Source organism: Herbaspirillum sp. NPDC101396, assembly GCF_044767365.1.
In the GTDB taxonomy this organism is placed as follows: domain Bacteria; phylum Pseudomonadota; class Gammaproteobacteria; order Burkholderiales; family Burkholderiaceae_D; genus Herbaspirillum.
Genome location: NZ_JBIWNT010000002.1, coordinates 85,402 through 99,084 on the forward strand (window position 1 = coordinate 85,402; position 13,683 = coordinate 99,084).

Consider the following 13,683-nt stretch of genomic DNA (forward strand, 5'->3'; position numbering starts at 1 on the left):
CATCGCGTGGTCGCGATTTCCTCTCGGGAAATTGTTTTCGCTGTCATCGATGCACCGGCACAGGATATACAAGCGCGCGTAAAAAGAAAAGCGGCGCAGCTGCCTGTGCATCGCGCGCAAGCCCGCATGTTGCGGCGCATTCCGGCTTTCGGTGGAAAAATCCAATAGAAAAGAAATTAAGTCCTACCGTGCGTCCGGAGGGCTTGGTTAGCATCTGAACCACGCTGATCAATGCCGATTCAATCCGCGCATCGGAACTGTTTTTCCGGATGCGCTTCATTGACTCCGCCGGCGGTTCCATCTCCATACGAAGCTTTCCGACGCGACCTGAAAAACGGTCGCGGGGGTGCGTTCGTCCCTGAAATCTTTGCATCTTGTCCGCATCACTCGAAAGGAATTTTATGTTGCTCGACGTTCGCACCTACACCGCGCGTCCCGGGGCCCTGAAAAAGCATCTGGCGCTGTACGAAGAACACGGCTTCGACATCCAGCGCAAGCACCTGGGCGAACCGCTGGCCTATCTGGTCGCTGAATCCGGTCGCCTCAATTGCTACACGCACATCTGGGTATACCAGGACGCCGCCGACCGCAACGCGCGTCGCGACAGGCTGCAAGCAGACCCGGCCTGGACCGCGTATCTGCAGAAGAGCGCCGACGCAGCTTACCTGGTGTCGCAGGAAAACCAACTGATGACGCCGGCCAAATTCGCGCCGCTGCAATGGCCGCTTACACAGAAATAAATTCAGGCACCGATCCATTTTTCAATCAGGCGAGGACCAGCACAGCCAGCAATCCGCCAGCGCTCCGACGCTCATAAAAAAATAACCATCCATATTGGAGGAGAACCATGTTTCAACAAATTTACGATCCCGTAAACGGGTCGCTGTTCGCGTCCGCCTTGTGCGCGATGCTGCCGTTGCTCTCGATGTTCGTGATGCTCGGCTGGCTGAAGATTTCGCCGCACGTATCGGCGGCGATTTCGCTGCTGATCTGCGCCGTGGTGGCGGGCTTCGTCTATGGCATGCCTTGGGCGACGGTCGCCAACGTCGGCGTCTACGGCGCGGTGTTCAGCGTGCTGACGGTGTTGTGGATCATCGTCAACGCGATCTGGCTGTACAACCTGACGGTGCGCTCGGGCCACTTCGCCGTGCTGCGCGACAGTTTCGCGCTGATCAGCGATGACCCGCGCATCCAGGCGATCCTGATCGCGTTCAGTTTCGGCGCATTGATCGAAGCGCTGGCCGGTGCCGGCACCCCGGTGGCGATCGCCGGCGCGATGCTGGTGGCGATCGGTCTGCATCCGCTGAAGGCGGCGGTGATCGCGCTGGTGGCCGATACTGCGCCGGTGGCCTTCGGCGCGCTGGCGGTGCCGATCACGACGCTGGCGCAAGTGACCGGCCTGTCGTTTGAAGAACTGGGTTATCACGTCGGACGCCAGACTCCGGTGGTTGCCGCCTTCGTGCCGCTGGCGCTGGTGTGGATCATGGACGGCAAGCGCGGCCTGCGCCAGACCTGGCCGGCTGCGGTGGTGGCAGGTTTTGCCTTCGGCGCGGCGCAATGGATCAGCGCCAGCCATTTTTCGGTGGTGCTGGCCGACGTGGTGGGCGCGTTGGCATCGGCCGCTGCCGTGGTGGTGCTGCTGAAATTCTGGAAGCCGGCCAAGTTGCCGGCCGACGCCTTCCAGAACGAGGTCACCAAACAGGCCGAACGCATCCACAGCGACGTCGCCGTCGGCCACAGCCGCAAGCAACTGATGCTGGCTTATGCGCCGTACCTGCTGATCATTGCAATCTTCACCGTGGTGCAGTTCGGCCTCGTGCAGAAGTGGCTCGGCGCGGGCACTTTCAAGTTCGCCTGGCCGGGCCTGGCGATCAGCACGCAGGAAGGCAAGTCCATCGGCACCATGTTCACGCTCAACAGCTTGTCAGCAGCCGGTTCGCTGTTGCTGCTGGCCGGCGCGATCAGTGCGATGATGCTGAAGGTATCGGCGCGCGCCGCGCTGGAAACCTACGGCAAGACGCTGGTGCAGATGCGCTGGGCGGTGCCGACGGTGCTGTGCGTGATGGCGCTGGCCTTCATCATGAATTACTCGGGCCAGACGGCGACCCTGGGCCGCTGGCTGGCGGGCACCGGATCGGCATTCGCCTTCCTGTCGCCGGTGATAGGCTGGATCGGCGTGGCCGTGACCGGCTCGGACAATTCGGCCAACGCGCTGTTCGGCGCCCTGCAGGTGGCGGCGGCGCATGAGACCGGCTTGTCGCCGGTGCTGCTGGCGGCGGCCAATGCTTCGGGCGGTGTGCTGGGCAAGATGATCTCGCCGCAAAGCCTGGCGGTCGGCGCCGCAGCGGTCGGCATCATCGGGCAAGAAGGCCTGATCTTCCGTAAGGTGGTCGGCTGGAGCCTGTTCTTCCTGCTGATGATGGCGACGCTGGTGTACCTGCAATCGACGCCGGTGTTGTCGTGGATGCTGTAAGCGCCGGGGATGTTTTCCGGCGGCAATGACGATTTTTAAAACGAAGGCGGCGCGAGTGTGCGCCGCCTTCCTCGAAGGAGCAAGCAATGCAGGACTATAAGAAACTGTTCGACCTGAGCGGCAAGACCGCCGTGGTGATCGGCGCCGCCTCGGGCATCGGCAAGGCCTCTGCCGAAGCCATCGCCAGCCTTGGCGCACAAGTCATCTGCGCTGACGCAGACCTGGCCGGCGCACAAGCCACAGCGCAGGAAATCTCGGCGCTCGGTCTCGCGCCGGCGACCGCGATGAAGATCGACGCCGCCGACGGCAAGGGCATCGACGCACTGGCGCAGCACGCGCTGCAATTGCTTGGCAAGATCGACATCGCTGTCAGCACGCCGGCGCTCAACATCCGCAAGCTGATTCTCGACTACACCGAGGAAGAATACGACCGCGTCATGAACCTGAACATGAAGGGCGCATTCAACTTCTTCCGCAGCTTCGGCCGGCCGATGATGAAGCAGGGCTTCGGCAGCATCATTGCCTGCTCGTCGATGCGCGCGGTGACCATCGAACCGGGACTCGGCGTGTATGCCGCCTCGAAAGCCGGCATTGCGCAGCTGGTGAAAGCCTTTGCCGCCGAGATGGGGCCGTACGGCGTGCGCGTCAACGCCATCACGCCGAGCATCATCGAGACCAAGCTGACCGCGCCGCTCAAGGAACGCGCCGACATCTTCAAGACCTACGCCGGCCACACCGTGCTGAACCGCTGGGGCCAGCCGTCGGAAGTCGGTTCCGCCGCGGCCTTCCTGGCGTCGGATGCGGCCAGTTACATTTCCGGCAGTTCGCTGCTGGTGGATGGCGGCTGGACCGCAATCGACGGCCCGCCGACCGGACTGACGTCGACGCGGCCTTCGGAATAAAGCGCGACCTCACTTCGCTTAAGCCGGAATGAAAAAACGCCACGATCATCGTGGCGTTTTTCGTCAGGAAGCTACAGCGTTGCAGGCTGCCCATTCAACCACTGCCTGATCCGCCGCAGGCGCAAAAGCGGCCACGGTGCAGCCCGTACTCGCGTAGCGATACACCGCCGCCACGCTGCCCGGTCCGGCGCCGGTATGGCCGACGGCGCCGTCCGCAATCATCAGTCCTGCGCCATAGCCGAAGTTGCGCGCCGGGCGTCCGGGCAGGCTCTCGCCCAGCGGCGTCTTGCGCAGCATTTCCGCCAGTAAGGCCGGCGGCAGGAAATCCGTCGTCAGCAAGCGATCCAGCAGCAAGGCGGCAGCAGCGGGGGACCCCAACAGCAAGCCGTGATAGACCCAGTCCGGATGGTAGCCGTCGGCATTGCCCCAGGCGGATGCGGCGAGGTCGTCCGGTGTTGCGGCGATCATCACCTCCTGAATGCCGAGCGGCGTCATCACAAGCTGCTCAAGCGCCTGTTGCAATGACAAGCCGGTGGTGTCTTCGATGAGGCCGCGCACCAGGAAATAACCGGTATTCGAATAACGCCATCCAGCATCGGGAGCGAACGACAGCGTGTCGGCATCGACCCGCGACAGCATCTCGTCGGGCGGCCACGGCGCATCGCCGCGGGCCACAGCCTGCGCATAAATTTCCCGATCGGAATAATTCGGCACGCCCGCGCTGTGGCGCAGAAGTTGCCGCAGCGTGTAGGGCTTGGCAGGCAGCGGCGCATCAAGCGTGAGCTTGCCGTCGCGCACCAATGACAGGGCAGCGGCGGCCAACACGGTCTTGGTGAAACTCCACCACGGCACCGGCGGCGCATGCAGGTCGCCGCGCACCAGTTTGCCGTCGCGTACAACAGCGATGGCAATCTCGCCGGATGACACAGGAGGGGAAGCCGAGGGAGAAGGAGAAGCGCTCATGCGCGCATCTTATTCGAAGTAGTCCGGATAGCGGCCGGCGATGTCTTCCACGAAGCCTTCGATGAGGCGGATATGCGCGCGCAGCTCTTCCGCCAGCACATCCGGGTCGCCCGCGATCAGGGCCGCGACGATGCGCTCGTGCTGCTCCAACGCCTTGGTGTTGCCCTGCAATTCGGGCACGGCCATGCGGCGTACGCGTTCCATGTGGGCGCGCGCCTGGCGCACCGGTTCCCACGCGGCGCTGTGGCCGGACAAGTCAATCAATGCGCGATGCAGGTCGCCGTCGCGCTGCAGGCCGCCTTCGACGTCGCCGCGCAAGACCGCCTCGCGCTGGCGCTGCAGCAGGTCGCGCACGTGTTCGCGCGCCGCCAGCGGCGCTTTCGCGGCCAGCCGGGCGGCAGCGCATTCAATCGATTCGCGGATGAACAAGGCATCAGCCAGCGTGGCGCGGCTCATTTTCTTCACCACCGTACCGACTTGCGGCGACACCGCCAGCAAGCCTTCGGCGGCGAGGCGGCGAAAGGCTTCGCGCACCGGGGTACGGCTGACGTGGAGGTTTTCGGCGATGTCGGCTTCGGACATCGCCATGCCGGGAGTGAGCGCGGTGCTCAGGATGGCCGTGCGCAGCATGTCGTAGACCTGTTCGCTGGCGGTGCCGCGCCCGGAAGGGCTGAGCGGGACCAGTCGCTGGCTGATATCTACGTCGTCGCGGGTGCTGTTGCGCTGCCTGGGCATGGGGGCTTTCTGGTGAACGGAAACAAGTAAATCTGCAGAGGGCACTCAGTCTACGAGGCGACCCGACCGGCGGTCAACCTCGATGCGAAGCACCTTTCAGCCGACTTCAAAAAAATGTTTGACGCCGTTTTTTTATATAAGTATTCTAGTATACCAATAAAAACAAAGACAGAAAACAAGGCCGTGGACAGGCAACGATGAGCCGCAGCCGTTTTCCGATCCCCATAAACAGGAAAAAACAGGAGACAACATGAACAAGGCTTTCAAGCGCCGTGCAGGCGTAGCCGTGGCTGGCGCTATCACGCTGCTTTCCGCATTCGCGGTACAGGCGCAGCAAGTGGTGCTGAGCTATTCCGACTGGCAGCTGGCGCAGGGCGTGTGGGGCAAGTCGCTCAACGATGTCATCGACCAGTTCGAAAAGAAATATCCCAACATCAAGGTCAACCGCGAGCCGGTGCCGCTGGCGCAGCGCGACGTCAAGTTCTCCACCGCGATCCGCGCCGGCGCCGGGCCCGATGTGTTTGCGCTGGACGCCAATCCGGTGCGCCAGTACATCGCCGAAGGCTGGGTGCGGGAACTCGATCCCTATATTAAAAAAGAAGCCGCCGGTTATATCGACGATTTCTATCCGGTCAGCATGATCCCGCTCACCGTCGACAAGAAGACCTACGGTATCCCGATGAATACCGTGGCCATGACCCTGGTCTACAACAAGAAGCTGTTCGCCGAAGCCGGCATCAAGGCGCCGCCCAAGACCTGGGATGAATTCCGCGCCGACGCCAAGAAGCTCACGCGTTCCTCCACCGGCGGCGCCAACATCGACCGCTGGGGCTTCACCTTCGTGATGGCGCCGGCCGGCTTCGACCTGCGCGCCTCGTCGATCATCCGCGGCTTCGGCGCCGACTTCCTGACGCCCGACAACAAGCATACCGCCTTCAACACGCCGGAAGCGGCGGCCGCCTTCAACTACATCCTCGACCTGATCATGGTCGACAAGTCGGTGCCGCCGGGCGTGACGCAAGTCGACGCCAACGGCGCGCGCCGCCTGCTGGCCAACCGCACCGCCGCGATCAAGATCGGCACCACGTGGAGCCTGCCGGAAGTCAGCGCCATGAACCCCGACCTCGACGGCTGGAACACGCTCGGCATGGCGCCGATGCCGCAGCAGGCCGGCAACGACAAGAAGGTGCGCACCACGCTGTTCCAGAAATCCATTTTCATCAACAAGAACTCCAAGCATCCTGAAGAGGCATGGCTGCTGGTCAAGCATCTGACCGACGCCGCCGCAATGAAGCGCTGGTACGACGACAACAACATGCTGTCGTCGCGCAAGAGCGTCAATGAAGGCTACGACAAGATCCTCGGCAGCGAATCGGCGCGCATCGTGTCGGCGGAAATCCCGCGCGGCTCCTTCCTGCCGCAAACGCCGAAGTGGCCGCAGGTGCTGGAAATCTTCCGCCAGAATTTGCAGGCGGCGGTATCCGGCAGCAAAACCCGCGCTCAGGCGCTGGCTGACATCAATAGTCAGATCGAACTGGCCCTGAAGTAAGCAAGTCAAGCCGCAACAATCTCGGCGGACGTCGTCCCGGCGTCCGTCCGACCTCTTCAAGTTCCTCTGGAAAGCGCATGTTCAATCATCGTTCTTTGGGCTACGCCTTTGTCGCGCCGGGCATCGTCCTGCTGATCGTCATCCTCGGGTTTCCGGCGCTGGCGTCGCTGCTGCAAAGCTTCAACCTGTGGGGCGGCAGCGGCACGCCCGGCATAGGCGCGTATCAGAAGCTGCTGCTTGATCCGGAATTCCGCCAGACCCTGCTCAACACCGCGCTGTTCGTCGTCGTCGTAGTGGCCGCGCACGTGGTGTTGGGACTGAGCGTGGCGCTGCTGCTCAACCTCGATGTGCCGGGGCGCTGGCTGTTCCGGGTCATCGCGATCCTGCCGTGGACCATGCCCGACATCATCGGCGGGCTGATCTTCCGCTTCATCTTCGACACGCTGGCGGGCGGCGTCAACGCCGTGCTGGCGCTGGCCGGTTACGCACCCGTCGACTGGTTCGGCGCGCCCGGGCAGGCCTTCGGCACGGTGATCTTCGCCGAGGTGTGGCGCGGTTATCCCTACGTCATGCTGATCCTGCTGGCGGGTTTGCAAGCCATCCCGCGCGACCAGTACGAAGCCGCCGAGATCGACGGCGTCGGCAAGTGGAAGACCTTCCTGCACATCACGCTGCCGAACCTGAAGCCGATGCTGGCCATCGCCATCATCCTCGACGCCATCTGGGAATGCCGCCTGTTCGGCATGATCTACGGCATGACCGGCGGCGGTCCCGGTTACGCCACGCAGAACCTGTCGCTGCTGGTCTACAAGAACTACTTCCAGTTCTTCGACACCGCCTACGCGTCGTCGATTGCGGTGGTGCTGGCGGCGCTGTTGCTGGTGCTGGCGATCCCGTATGTGCGCATGACCCTGAAAGAAGAGAGCTGAGCATGCAACAACGCCAACAAGGAATAACGTATTGGATCGGCATCGCCGCCGCGCTGCTGGCGATGGCGGCCTATAACCTGCTGCCGTTCTTCTGGATGATCTCGTCCTCGCTGAAGACCGATATCGAAGTCACGTCCTTCCCGGCCACCATCCTGCCCAAGGGGCTGACTACCGCCGCCTATTCGCGCATCTGGAACCAGGAAGGCTTCGTGCTGTACTTCCTCAACAGCGTCAAGGTGTCCGGTTCGACCGCGCTGCTGTCGGCGCTGGTGGGTGTGTTCTGCGCGTACGGCTTCTCGCGCTTCCGCTTCGGCGGGCGCAAGTTCCTGATGACGCTGCTGCTGGCCAGCCAGGTGATTCCGGGCGTGCTGCTGGTCGGTCCCTATTTCAAGATGATGACGCTGGCGGGACTGTACGACACCCACTTCGCGCTGATCCTGGCGCAGACCACGCTGACGCTGCCGTTCTCGGTGTGGATGCTGAAGGGCTACATCGATACCGTGCCGATCGAGATCGACCAGGCTGCCGAGATCGACGGCGCCTCGCCGCTGCAATGCCTGATTTACTGCATCCTGCCCAACATCCTGCCGGGTCTGGTGGCGACCATGATCTTCGCCTTTCTGCTGGCCTGGGGCGACCTGCTGTGGGCGCTGTGCCTGATCAACAGTCCCGACAAGCTGACCATGACGCTGGGCGTGACCAACCTGGTCGGCCAGTTCCGCGTGCTGTGGTCGGACATCATGGCGGCCACCGTGATCGGCTGTGCGATTCCGGCGGGGGCCTACATCTTCCTGCAAAAGTACCTGGTCAAGAGCGCCGCATCGTCGGCGGTGAAGGGTTGAACCATGAACAGCATCACGCATACGCCATTGGGACAAAGCGGCATCGCGCTCTCGCGCATTATCCTCGGCGGCCATGAATACCTGCCCGATGGCCGCTCGCGCGCCTTCAACGAAGACCTCGCCAAGGCGGTCACGCCCGGCCACGTGTTTGCCGGCTTCGGCGGCGCGCAGCGCCAGGCCTTGCTGGCGCATGCGCTCAGTCTCGGCATCGACGCCTTCGACGTCACCATCGATTCGGAGAAGGAGGCGCTGGGACGCAACCTGACCGCGCTGGGCACCCCCGCCGCGATCATGCAGACGCGTCCCGAAGGCATGCTCTACAGCTACGACCCGGGCAATCGCAAGCTGGTCTCGCCGGGTTTGCTGGAAGCCGAAGTGCGGCGCATCCTTGCGCTGACCGGACGCACGCAGATCGACATCCTCAACGTCGGCATCCTCGCCACGGCCTTGCAGCAGGACGCCGATTACATCGCGCGGTTGGGCGAGCAGATCGCGCTTCTCAAGCAAAAGCAGCTGATCCGCTGCGCCGCCGCCGACAGTTTCTCGGGCGCGGCGACATATCTGGCGATGATTGCCGGTGGCGCTTTCGATTCCCTCAACATCAACTTCAACCTGGCTGATGACGCCGCCGCCGATGAAGTACTGCCGGCGGCGAGGGCGGCCGGCATGACGGTGGTGGCGCGCGAGATCTTCATCAAGGGCGCGCTGTTCAACATCGGCCGCGAACTTGGTCTCGCGGCGCCTGCCATCGCGCGCGCCGGCCTGCTGTGGGCCGCGCAACGGCGCGACGTTGACGCGCTGATCGTTGGTGCGCAGGACGTCGGCCAGTTCGATTCCTCGGTGCGGCAGATCCGCCAGGTGCAGCAAGCCGGCGTCGGAACGGAAGAAGACATGCAGACATTGCAGCAACTGCGCGACAGCGACGCCTTGCGCACGCTGCGTCATCGCAATCGCGACGCCTTCCACGGTGTCGCCAACCAATAACCTTAACGGAAGCCACCATGACCACCTCCTCCGCCTCCACCTTGCAAGCAAGCAGCCCGCGCACCCTCGATCCGGCTTTGCGTGACATTTTCCTGCAAGTCAGCGTCGCCACGCTGTCGACCGCGCTGTTCAAACGCGGCTTCCGCAATACGCTGATCCAGGGCGCGCTGCCGCTCAATCCAAACGCGCCGCGCATGGTCGGCCTGGCCACCACGCTGCGCTACATTCCTTCGCGTGAAGACATCGACCACGTCGGCACTTTCGCCGATCGCGAGAACCCGCAGCGCAAGGTGGTCGAGACCATGCCGGCCGGCCATGTGCTGGTGATCGACAGCCGCGGCGACGCCAGCGCCGCCTCGGCCGGCGGCATCCTGATTACGCGCCTGATCCGGCGCGGCGTGGCCGGCGTGGTCAGCGACGGCGGCTTTCGCGATGCACCCGACATTCGCCAGATGGACTTCCCGGTGTATTGCAAGAGCCCGTCGCCGCCGACCAACCTGACGCGCCACCACGCCGCTGACATCGACATGCCGATCGGCTGCGGCGGCGTGCCGGTTTATCCCGGCGACGTCATCGTCGGCGACCTCGAAGGCGTGATCGTGATCCCCGCCGCGATTGCCGCCGAGGTCGCACAGGAAGCCGCGCAGATGACCGTGTTCGAAGACTTCGTCATGGAGCAGGTCGGCAACGGCGCCTCGACCTATGGCCTGTACCCGCCCGAAGAACCGGCGCTGCGCGCCTTCGAGCAATGGAAGCAGGCGCACGGGCGATAAGCGCCGGCATGCACACATCACACGCATCACCAGAATCAACCGAAGGGATATCGCAACCATGGCATCAGTAAGCATCCGTCAACTCGGCAAGCGCTACGGCGACACGCAGATCATCAAGGGCATCGACGTCGACATCCGCGACGGCGAATTCCTGGTGCTGGTGGGACCGTCGGGCTGCGGCAAATCCACCTTGCTGCGCATGATCGCCGGCCTGGAAAATATCAGCAGCGGCGAGCTCGCCATCGGCGGCAAGCGGGTCAACGACGTTCCGGCCAAGGCGCGCAACATCGCCATGGTGTTTCAGAACTACGCGCTGTATCCGCACATGACGGTGGCCGGCAACATCGGCTTTTCGATGCGCATGGCCGGCGTCGGCAAGCACGAGATCGCCACCCGCGTACAGTCGGCGGCGGCCATGCTGGGACTGGAAACCTACCTCGACCGTTATCCGCGCCAGCTGTCCGGCGGCCAGCGCCAGCGCGTCGCGATGGGGCGCGCGCTGGTGCGAGATCCGCAGGTGTTCCTGTTCGACGAGCCGCTGTCCAACCTCGACGCCAAACTGCGCGTACAGATGCGCGCCGAGATCAGGCAACTGCACCGGCGCGTCAAGACCACCATGGTCTACGTCACGCACGATCAGGTCGAGGCGATGACCATGGCCGACCGCATCGTGGTCTTGCGCGACGGCGTGGTGGAGCAGATCGGCGCGCCGCTGGAGCTGTACGACCATCCGCGCAACCGTTTCGTGGCCGGCTTCATCGGCTCGCCGACGATGAATTTCATCGACGGCAGTATTGTTCGCAATGAAGGCGGCATGGCGTTCGCGGCCGGCGACGGCATCCTGTTCCCGCTCAACGCCGACACACAGCAATGGGAAGGGCGCGAATGCGTCTACGGCATCCGTCCGGAGCATCTGCAACTGGTGGGTGAAGCAGGCGGCGGAAGCGTACGGGCGGTGCTGGAGTCAGTCGAACCGACAGGATCGGAAACGCATCTGAGCCTGTCGCTGGGCGGGCATGCCGGAAACAAGCCGCGCACGCTGGTGTGCTTGAGTCACGAGCGGGTTGCGGCGGGCGAGGGCGATGCGCTGTGGCTGCGTCCGGTGGACGGCCGCTATCACCTGTTCGACAGCGCCAGCGGCAACGCGCTGGCAATATAAGAAGGCGCCGTCAGTCGGAATATCAGAACCAGTGGTTGGCCTGTTTCAGGTCATTGCGCAATTCGCGGAAGCAGTGATCGGTCCATTCGCTGCGACTGACTTCATTGCGCCGCATCAGCACGATCTTGCGCTTGAGCGTGGGGAAGCGCAGCGGGGCCACATGCAAGGTGTCGTCGCGCAGGTAGCTGGTATACAGGCTCGGCATGATGCCGATGGCGATGCCCGAGCGCACCACGCCGTACAGCGATTCGCTATGCACCATCTGATAGCGCCGCGATGCCGCCAGGCCGTGCTGCAGCAAAGCGGCTGAAGCGAATTCCCACACGCTGCCCTGGGCGAACATCACGATTTCTTCGCCGGCCATCTGGCGCCAGTGGACTTCCTTCGCGTCGGACAGCGGATGCTGTTTCGACACGATCAACACCAGTTCATCCTCGAACAACGTCACCGTATCGAGCGACATCGAATCGGGCGGCTTGATGCCGACGCAAAAATCCAGTTTGCCCGTATGCAACGATGACAACAGCGCATCGTTGGGCATATCCGACAACAGAATCTCGACATGCTCGTCGTGCGCCTCGTTGTAGCGGGCGATGACCGCCGCCGTCAGCGTCACCGCCGACGGAATCGCGCCGATGCGCACGCGATGGCGGCCGGTGCCGATGGCGTGGCGGATATCGTCAAAGGTATTGGTGGCGGTGTTGAGCAGGTGCTTGGCGTATTCCAGCACCACCGCGCCCTGCGCCGTCAGCGCGATCTGGTGCGTGGTGCGGTCGAACAGCTTGGTGCCGAGCTGGTTTTCCAGCTGTTTGATGGACGCGCTCAGCGCCGGCTGGGTCACTGACAACTGCTCCGCCGCCTTGCTGAAACTGTTGGTGCCGGCCAGCGTGGCGAAGGCCTGCAGGTGGCGCAGCGTGACCTTGTTGGTAAGCTTGATCATGGCGAGGGGGAGCGGCGGCAGCGTAGTCGTGTTGTGATTGGCATATCGTTTACAGATTACTTCCCTGTCGATTCTTTATGGTTATAAGTTTAATTTATGAAATTATAAATATAAACAAATTATATTATTGTTTGACTTGACCTATTCTCCACTTCGGCAAAACGGAATTGATATCGGGCGTTCACCGGCATCGATGTCCGACCTTACTTATTCTGGCCTGAAGGCCTTTTTCCCGGGGGATGGTGATGAAGCAATGGATGATCGGCGCAGTCGCAGTGCCAGCAATGCTGGCGGGCGCTCAGGCGCATGCACAAAGCAAAATGGAAATTTACGGCCTGATTTCCGGCGGCGTCGGCTACCTCACCAACCAGGGCGGTCCGCATAACCTGGAAGCCCTGAGCGGCACCAACCAGAATCCGCGCATCGGCTTCCGCGGCCAGGAAGACCTGGGCGGCGGCTCCAAGGCCATCTTCAACCTCGAGAACGGCTTCAACGTGATGACCGGCGCCGCCGCGCAAAGCGGCCGCCTGTTCGGCCGTCTGTCGTATGTCGGCCTGAGCAACACCGACCTCGGCACACTGACGCTGGGCCGCCAGTACGAAGCGGTCAAGGACTACCTCGGCCCGGTCGTCATCGCCAGTAACGGCGTCCACATCGGCGACAACGACAACGGCTACAACAACCTGCGCGCGCAGAATTCGGTCAAGTACATCAGCCCGACCTTCAGCAACTTCAACGTCACCGCACTGTACGGTTTCGGCGAAGCGGCCGGCGACGCCAGCATCAACCGCGTCATGAGCATCGGTTCCGGTTACAAGAGCGAGCGCTTCAAGTGGGCCGTCGCCTACACCCAGATGGATACGCCCAACAGCGCCAAGAGCCCCGATGGCGCAATGAGCAACGACTACGCCAGCTCGCTGCTGATCTTCAACAAAAGCGCCGTCAACAGCAGCCAGGGCGTGCGCAAGCAGCGCATCGCCGGCACCGGCGGCTTCTACACGGTCGGCAACACCGATTTCGGCCTGATGTACAGCAACGTCAAGTACGACTACCTGGACAACACCAAGCTGACGCTGCAAAACCTGGACCTGAACCTGGTGAATCACTTCACGCAGGCCTTGAACCTGGGCGCATCCTACTTCTACACCGTCGGCAAGTACGACACCATCAACACCAATCCGAAGTGGCATCAGTTCAACTTCCAGGCCGACTACTTCCTGTCAAAGCGCACCGACGTCGCCATCACCTACAGCTACCAGATCGCTGCGGGCGATGCCAAGAACGCCACGATCTTCGGCTTCCCGTCGTCGAGCGACAAGCATCAAGGCGTACTCATGATCGGCATGCGCCACGTCTTTTAAAATCGTAGAAAGCGCTTCGGCCTAAAATGGGCATCGCATCCATGTTTAAAGGAATCTCATTTTGAAAAAAGCA

Annotated in this window: 14 protein-coding genes; 10 read left to right on the top strand and 4 right to left on the bottom strand. The window is 62.7% G+C overall.

Annotated features, from left to right (window positions below):
• Nucleotides 1-43 precede the first annotated feature (43 nt).
• Nucleotides 44-307 (bottom strand): hypothetical protein, encoded by a 264-nt coding sequence (locus ACIROY_RS05300; RefSeq protein ID WP_402340286.1) that lies wholly within the window; start codon nucleotides 305-307, stop codon nucleotides 44-46.
• A gap of 94 nt (nucleotides 308-401) precedes the next feature.
• Between ACIROY_RS05300 and ACIROY_RS05305 the strand changes: the two genes are divergently transcribed.
• The 3 genes from ACIROY_RS05305 (at nucleotide 402) to ACIROY_RS05315 (ending at nucleotide 3,375) form a co-directional block, all read left to right on the top strand.
• Complete coding sequence (locus ACIROY_RS05305) at nucleotides 402-740, top strand: NIPSNAP family protein (RefSeq protein ID WP_402277568.1); 339 nt, start codon at nucleotides 402-404, stop codon at nucleotides 738-740.
• Nucleotides 741-847: 107 nt separating this feature from the next.
• Nucleotides 848-2,473 carry an L-lactate permease gene (locus ACIROY_RS05310; protein ID WP_402340289.1) on the top strand — a complete coding sequence of 542 codons (1,626 nt, stop codon included), beginning with the start codon at nucleotides 848-850 and terminating at the stop codon, nucleotides 2,471-2,473.
• Between the two features lie 86 nt (nucleotides 2,474-2,559).
• Nucleotides 2,560-3,375: an SDR family NAD(P)-dependent oxidoreductase gene (locus ACIROY_RS05315; protein WP_402340292.1), complete on the top strand. Its 816-nt coding sequence runs from the start codon at nucleotides 2,560-2,562 to the stop codon at nucleotides 3,373-3,375.
• Between the two features lie 63 nt (nucleotides 3,376-3,438).
• Here ACIROY_RS05315 and ACIROY_RS05320 read toward each other — a convergent pair whose 3' ends face one another.
• Together ACIROY_RS05320 and ACIROY_RS05325 are read right to left on the bottom strand one after the other, a co-directional pair.
• Nucleotides 3,439-4,338 carry a serine hydrolase domain-containing protein gene (locus tag ACIROY_RS05320; RefSeq protein WP_402340295.1) on the bottom strand — a complete coding sequence of 300 codons (900 nt, stop codon included), beginning with the start codon at nucleotides 4,336-4,338 and terminating at the stop codon, nucleotides 3,439-3,441.
• 9 nt (nucleotides 4,339-4,347) lie between these two features.
• Nucleotides 4,348-5,073 (bottom strand): GntR family transcriptional regulator, encoded by a 726-nt coding sequence (locus ACIROY_RS05325; RefSeq protein WP_402277561.1) that lies wholly within the window; start codon nucleotides 5,071-5,073, stop codon nucleotides 4,348-4,350.
• Between the two features lie 250 nt (nucleotides 5,074-5,323).
• Between ACIROY_RS05325 and ACIROY_RS05330 the strand changes: the two genes are divergently transcribed.
• From ACIROY_RS05330 to ACIROY_RS05355, 6 genes are all read left to right on the top strand, one after another.
• Nucleotides 5,324-6,622 (top strand): ABC transporter substrate-binding protein, encoded by a 1,299-nt coding sequence (locus ACIROY_RS05330; protein WP_402277559.1) that lies wholly within the window; start codon nucleotides 5,324-5,326, stop codon nucleotides 6,620-6,622.
• 77 nt (nucleotides 6,623-6,699) lie between these two features.
• Nucleotides 6,700-7,551, top strand: coding sequence for a carbohydrate ABC transporter permease (locus tag ACIROY_RS05335; RefSeq protein WP_402340298.1), 852 nt, complete (start codon nucleotides 6,700-6,702; stop codon nucleotides 7,549-7,551).
• Nucleotides 7,552-7,553: 2 nt separating this feature from the next.
• Complete coding sequence (locus ACIROY_RS05340; RefSeq protein ID WP_402340300.1) at nucleotides 7,554-8,393, top strand: carbohydrate ABC transporter permease; 840 nt, start codon at nucleotides 7,554-7,556, stop codon at nucleotides 8,391-8,393.
• 3 nt (nucleotides 8,394-8,396) lie between these two features.
• On the top strand, nucleotides 8,397-9,377 hold the full coding sequence (locus tag ACIROY_RS05345; protein ID WP_402277553.1) for a hypothetical protein: 981 nt from the start codon (nucleotides 8,397-8,399) through the stop codon (nucleotides 9,375-9,377).
• A gap of 17 nt (nucleotides 9,378-9,394) precedes the next feature.
• The gene (locus tag ACIROY_RS05350; protein WP_402277551.1) at nucleotides 9,395-10,150 is read left to right on the top strand and encodes a ribonuclease activity regulator RraA; all 756 of its coding nucleotides are present in this window, start codon (nucleotides 9,395-9,397) and stop codon (nucleotides 10,148-10,150) included.
• A 58-nt stretch (nucleotides 10,151-10,208) separates the two neighbouring features.
• Nucleotides 10,209-11,309, top strand: coding sequence for an ABC transporter ATP-binding protein (locus ACIROY_RS05355; protein ID WP_402277550.1), 1,101 nt, complete (start codon nucleotides 10,209-10,211; stop codon nucleotides 11,307-11,309).
• A 22-nt stretch (nucleotides 11,310-11,331) separates the two neighbouring features.
• On the opposite strand, the gene ACIROY_RS05360 is transcribed toward ACIROY_RS05355, so the two are convergent.
• A complete protein-coding gene (locus ACIROY_RS05360) occupies nucleotides 11,332-12,249 on the bottom strand; it encodes a LysR family transcriptional regulator (RefSeq protein ID WP_402277548.1) in 918 nt (305 codons plus the stop codon).
• Between the two features lie 257 nt (nucleotides 12,250-12,506).
• On the opposite strand from ACIROY_RS05360, the gene ACIROY_RS05365 reads away from it, so the two are divergent.
• Nucleotides 12,507-13,610 carry a porin gene (locus ACIROY_RS05365; RefSeq protein ID WP_402277708.1) on the top strand — a complete coding sequence of 368 codons (1,104 nt, stop codon included), beginning with the start codon at nucleotides 12,507-12,509 and terminating at the stop codon, nucleotides 13,608-13,610.
• The last annotated feature ends 73 nt before the right edge of the window (nucleotides 13,611-13,683 follow it).

What these genes read in the sequence shown, in the direction of transcription:
- ACIROY_RS05320 (WP_402340295.1), bottom strand. Translation starts at nt 4,338, where the DNA reads ATGAGCGCTTCTCCTTCTCCCTCGGCTTCCCCTCCTGTGTCATCCGGC.
- ACIROY_RS05350 (WP_402277551.1), top strand. Translation starts at nt 9,395, where the DNA reads ATGACCACCTCCTCCGCCTCCACCTTGCAAGCAAGCAGCCCGCGCACC.
- ACIROY_RS05325 (WP_402277561.1), bottom strand. Translation starts at nt 5,073, where the DNA reads ATGCCCAGGCAGCGCAACAGCACCCGCGACGACGTAGATATCAGCCAG.
- ACIROY_RS05365 (WP_402277708.1), top strand. Translation starts at nt 12,507, where the DNA reads ATGATCGGCGCAGTCGCAGTGCCAGCAATGCTGGCGGGCGCTCAGGCG.
- ACIROY_RS05315 (WP_402340292.1), top strand. Translation starts at nt 2,560, where the DNA reads ATGCAGGACTATAAGAAACTGTTCGACCTGAGCGGCAAGACCGCCGTG.
- ACIROY_RS05310 (WP_402340289.1), top strand. Translation starts at nt 848, where the DNA reads ATGTTTCAACAAATTTACGATCCCGTAAACGGGTCGCTGTTCGCGTCC.
- ACIROY_RS05300 (WP_402340286.1), bottom strand. Translation starts at nt 307, where the DNA reads ATGGAGATGGAACCGCCGGCGGAGTCAATGAAGCGCATCCGGAAAAAC.
- ACIROY_RS05360 (WP_402277548.1), bottom strand. Translation starts at nt 12,249, where the DNA reads ATGATCAAGCTTACCAACAAGGTCACGCTGCGCCACCTGCAGGCCTTC.
- ACIROY_RS05345 (WP_402277553.1), top strand. Translation starts at nt 8,397, where the DNA reads ATGAACAGCATCACGCATACGCCATTGGGACAAAGCGGCATCGCGCTC.
- ACIROY_RS05335 (WP_402340298.1), top strand. Translation starts at nt 6,700, where the DNA reads ATGTTCAATCATCGTTCTTTGGGCTACGCCTTTGTCGCGCCGGGCATC.
- ACIROY_RS05330 (WP_402277559.1), top strand. Translation starts at nt 5,324, where the DNA reads ATGAACAAGGCTTTCAAGCGCCGTGCAGGCGTAGCCGTGGCTGGCGCT.
- ACIROY_RS05340 (WP_402340300.1), top strand. Translation starts at nt 7,554, where the DNA reads ATGCAACAACGCCAACAAGGAATAACGTATTGGATCGGCATCGCCGCC.
- ACIROY_RS05305 (WP_402277568.1), top strand. Translation starts at nt 402, where the DNA reads ATGTTGCTCGACGTTCGCACCTACACCGCGCGTCCCGGGGCCCTGAAA.
- ACIROY_RS05355 (WP_402277550.1), top strand. Translation starts at nt 10,209, where the DNA reads ATGGCATCAGTAAGCATCCGTCAACTCGGCAAGCGCTACGGCGACACG.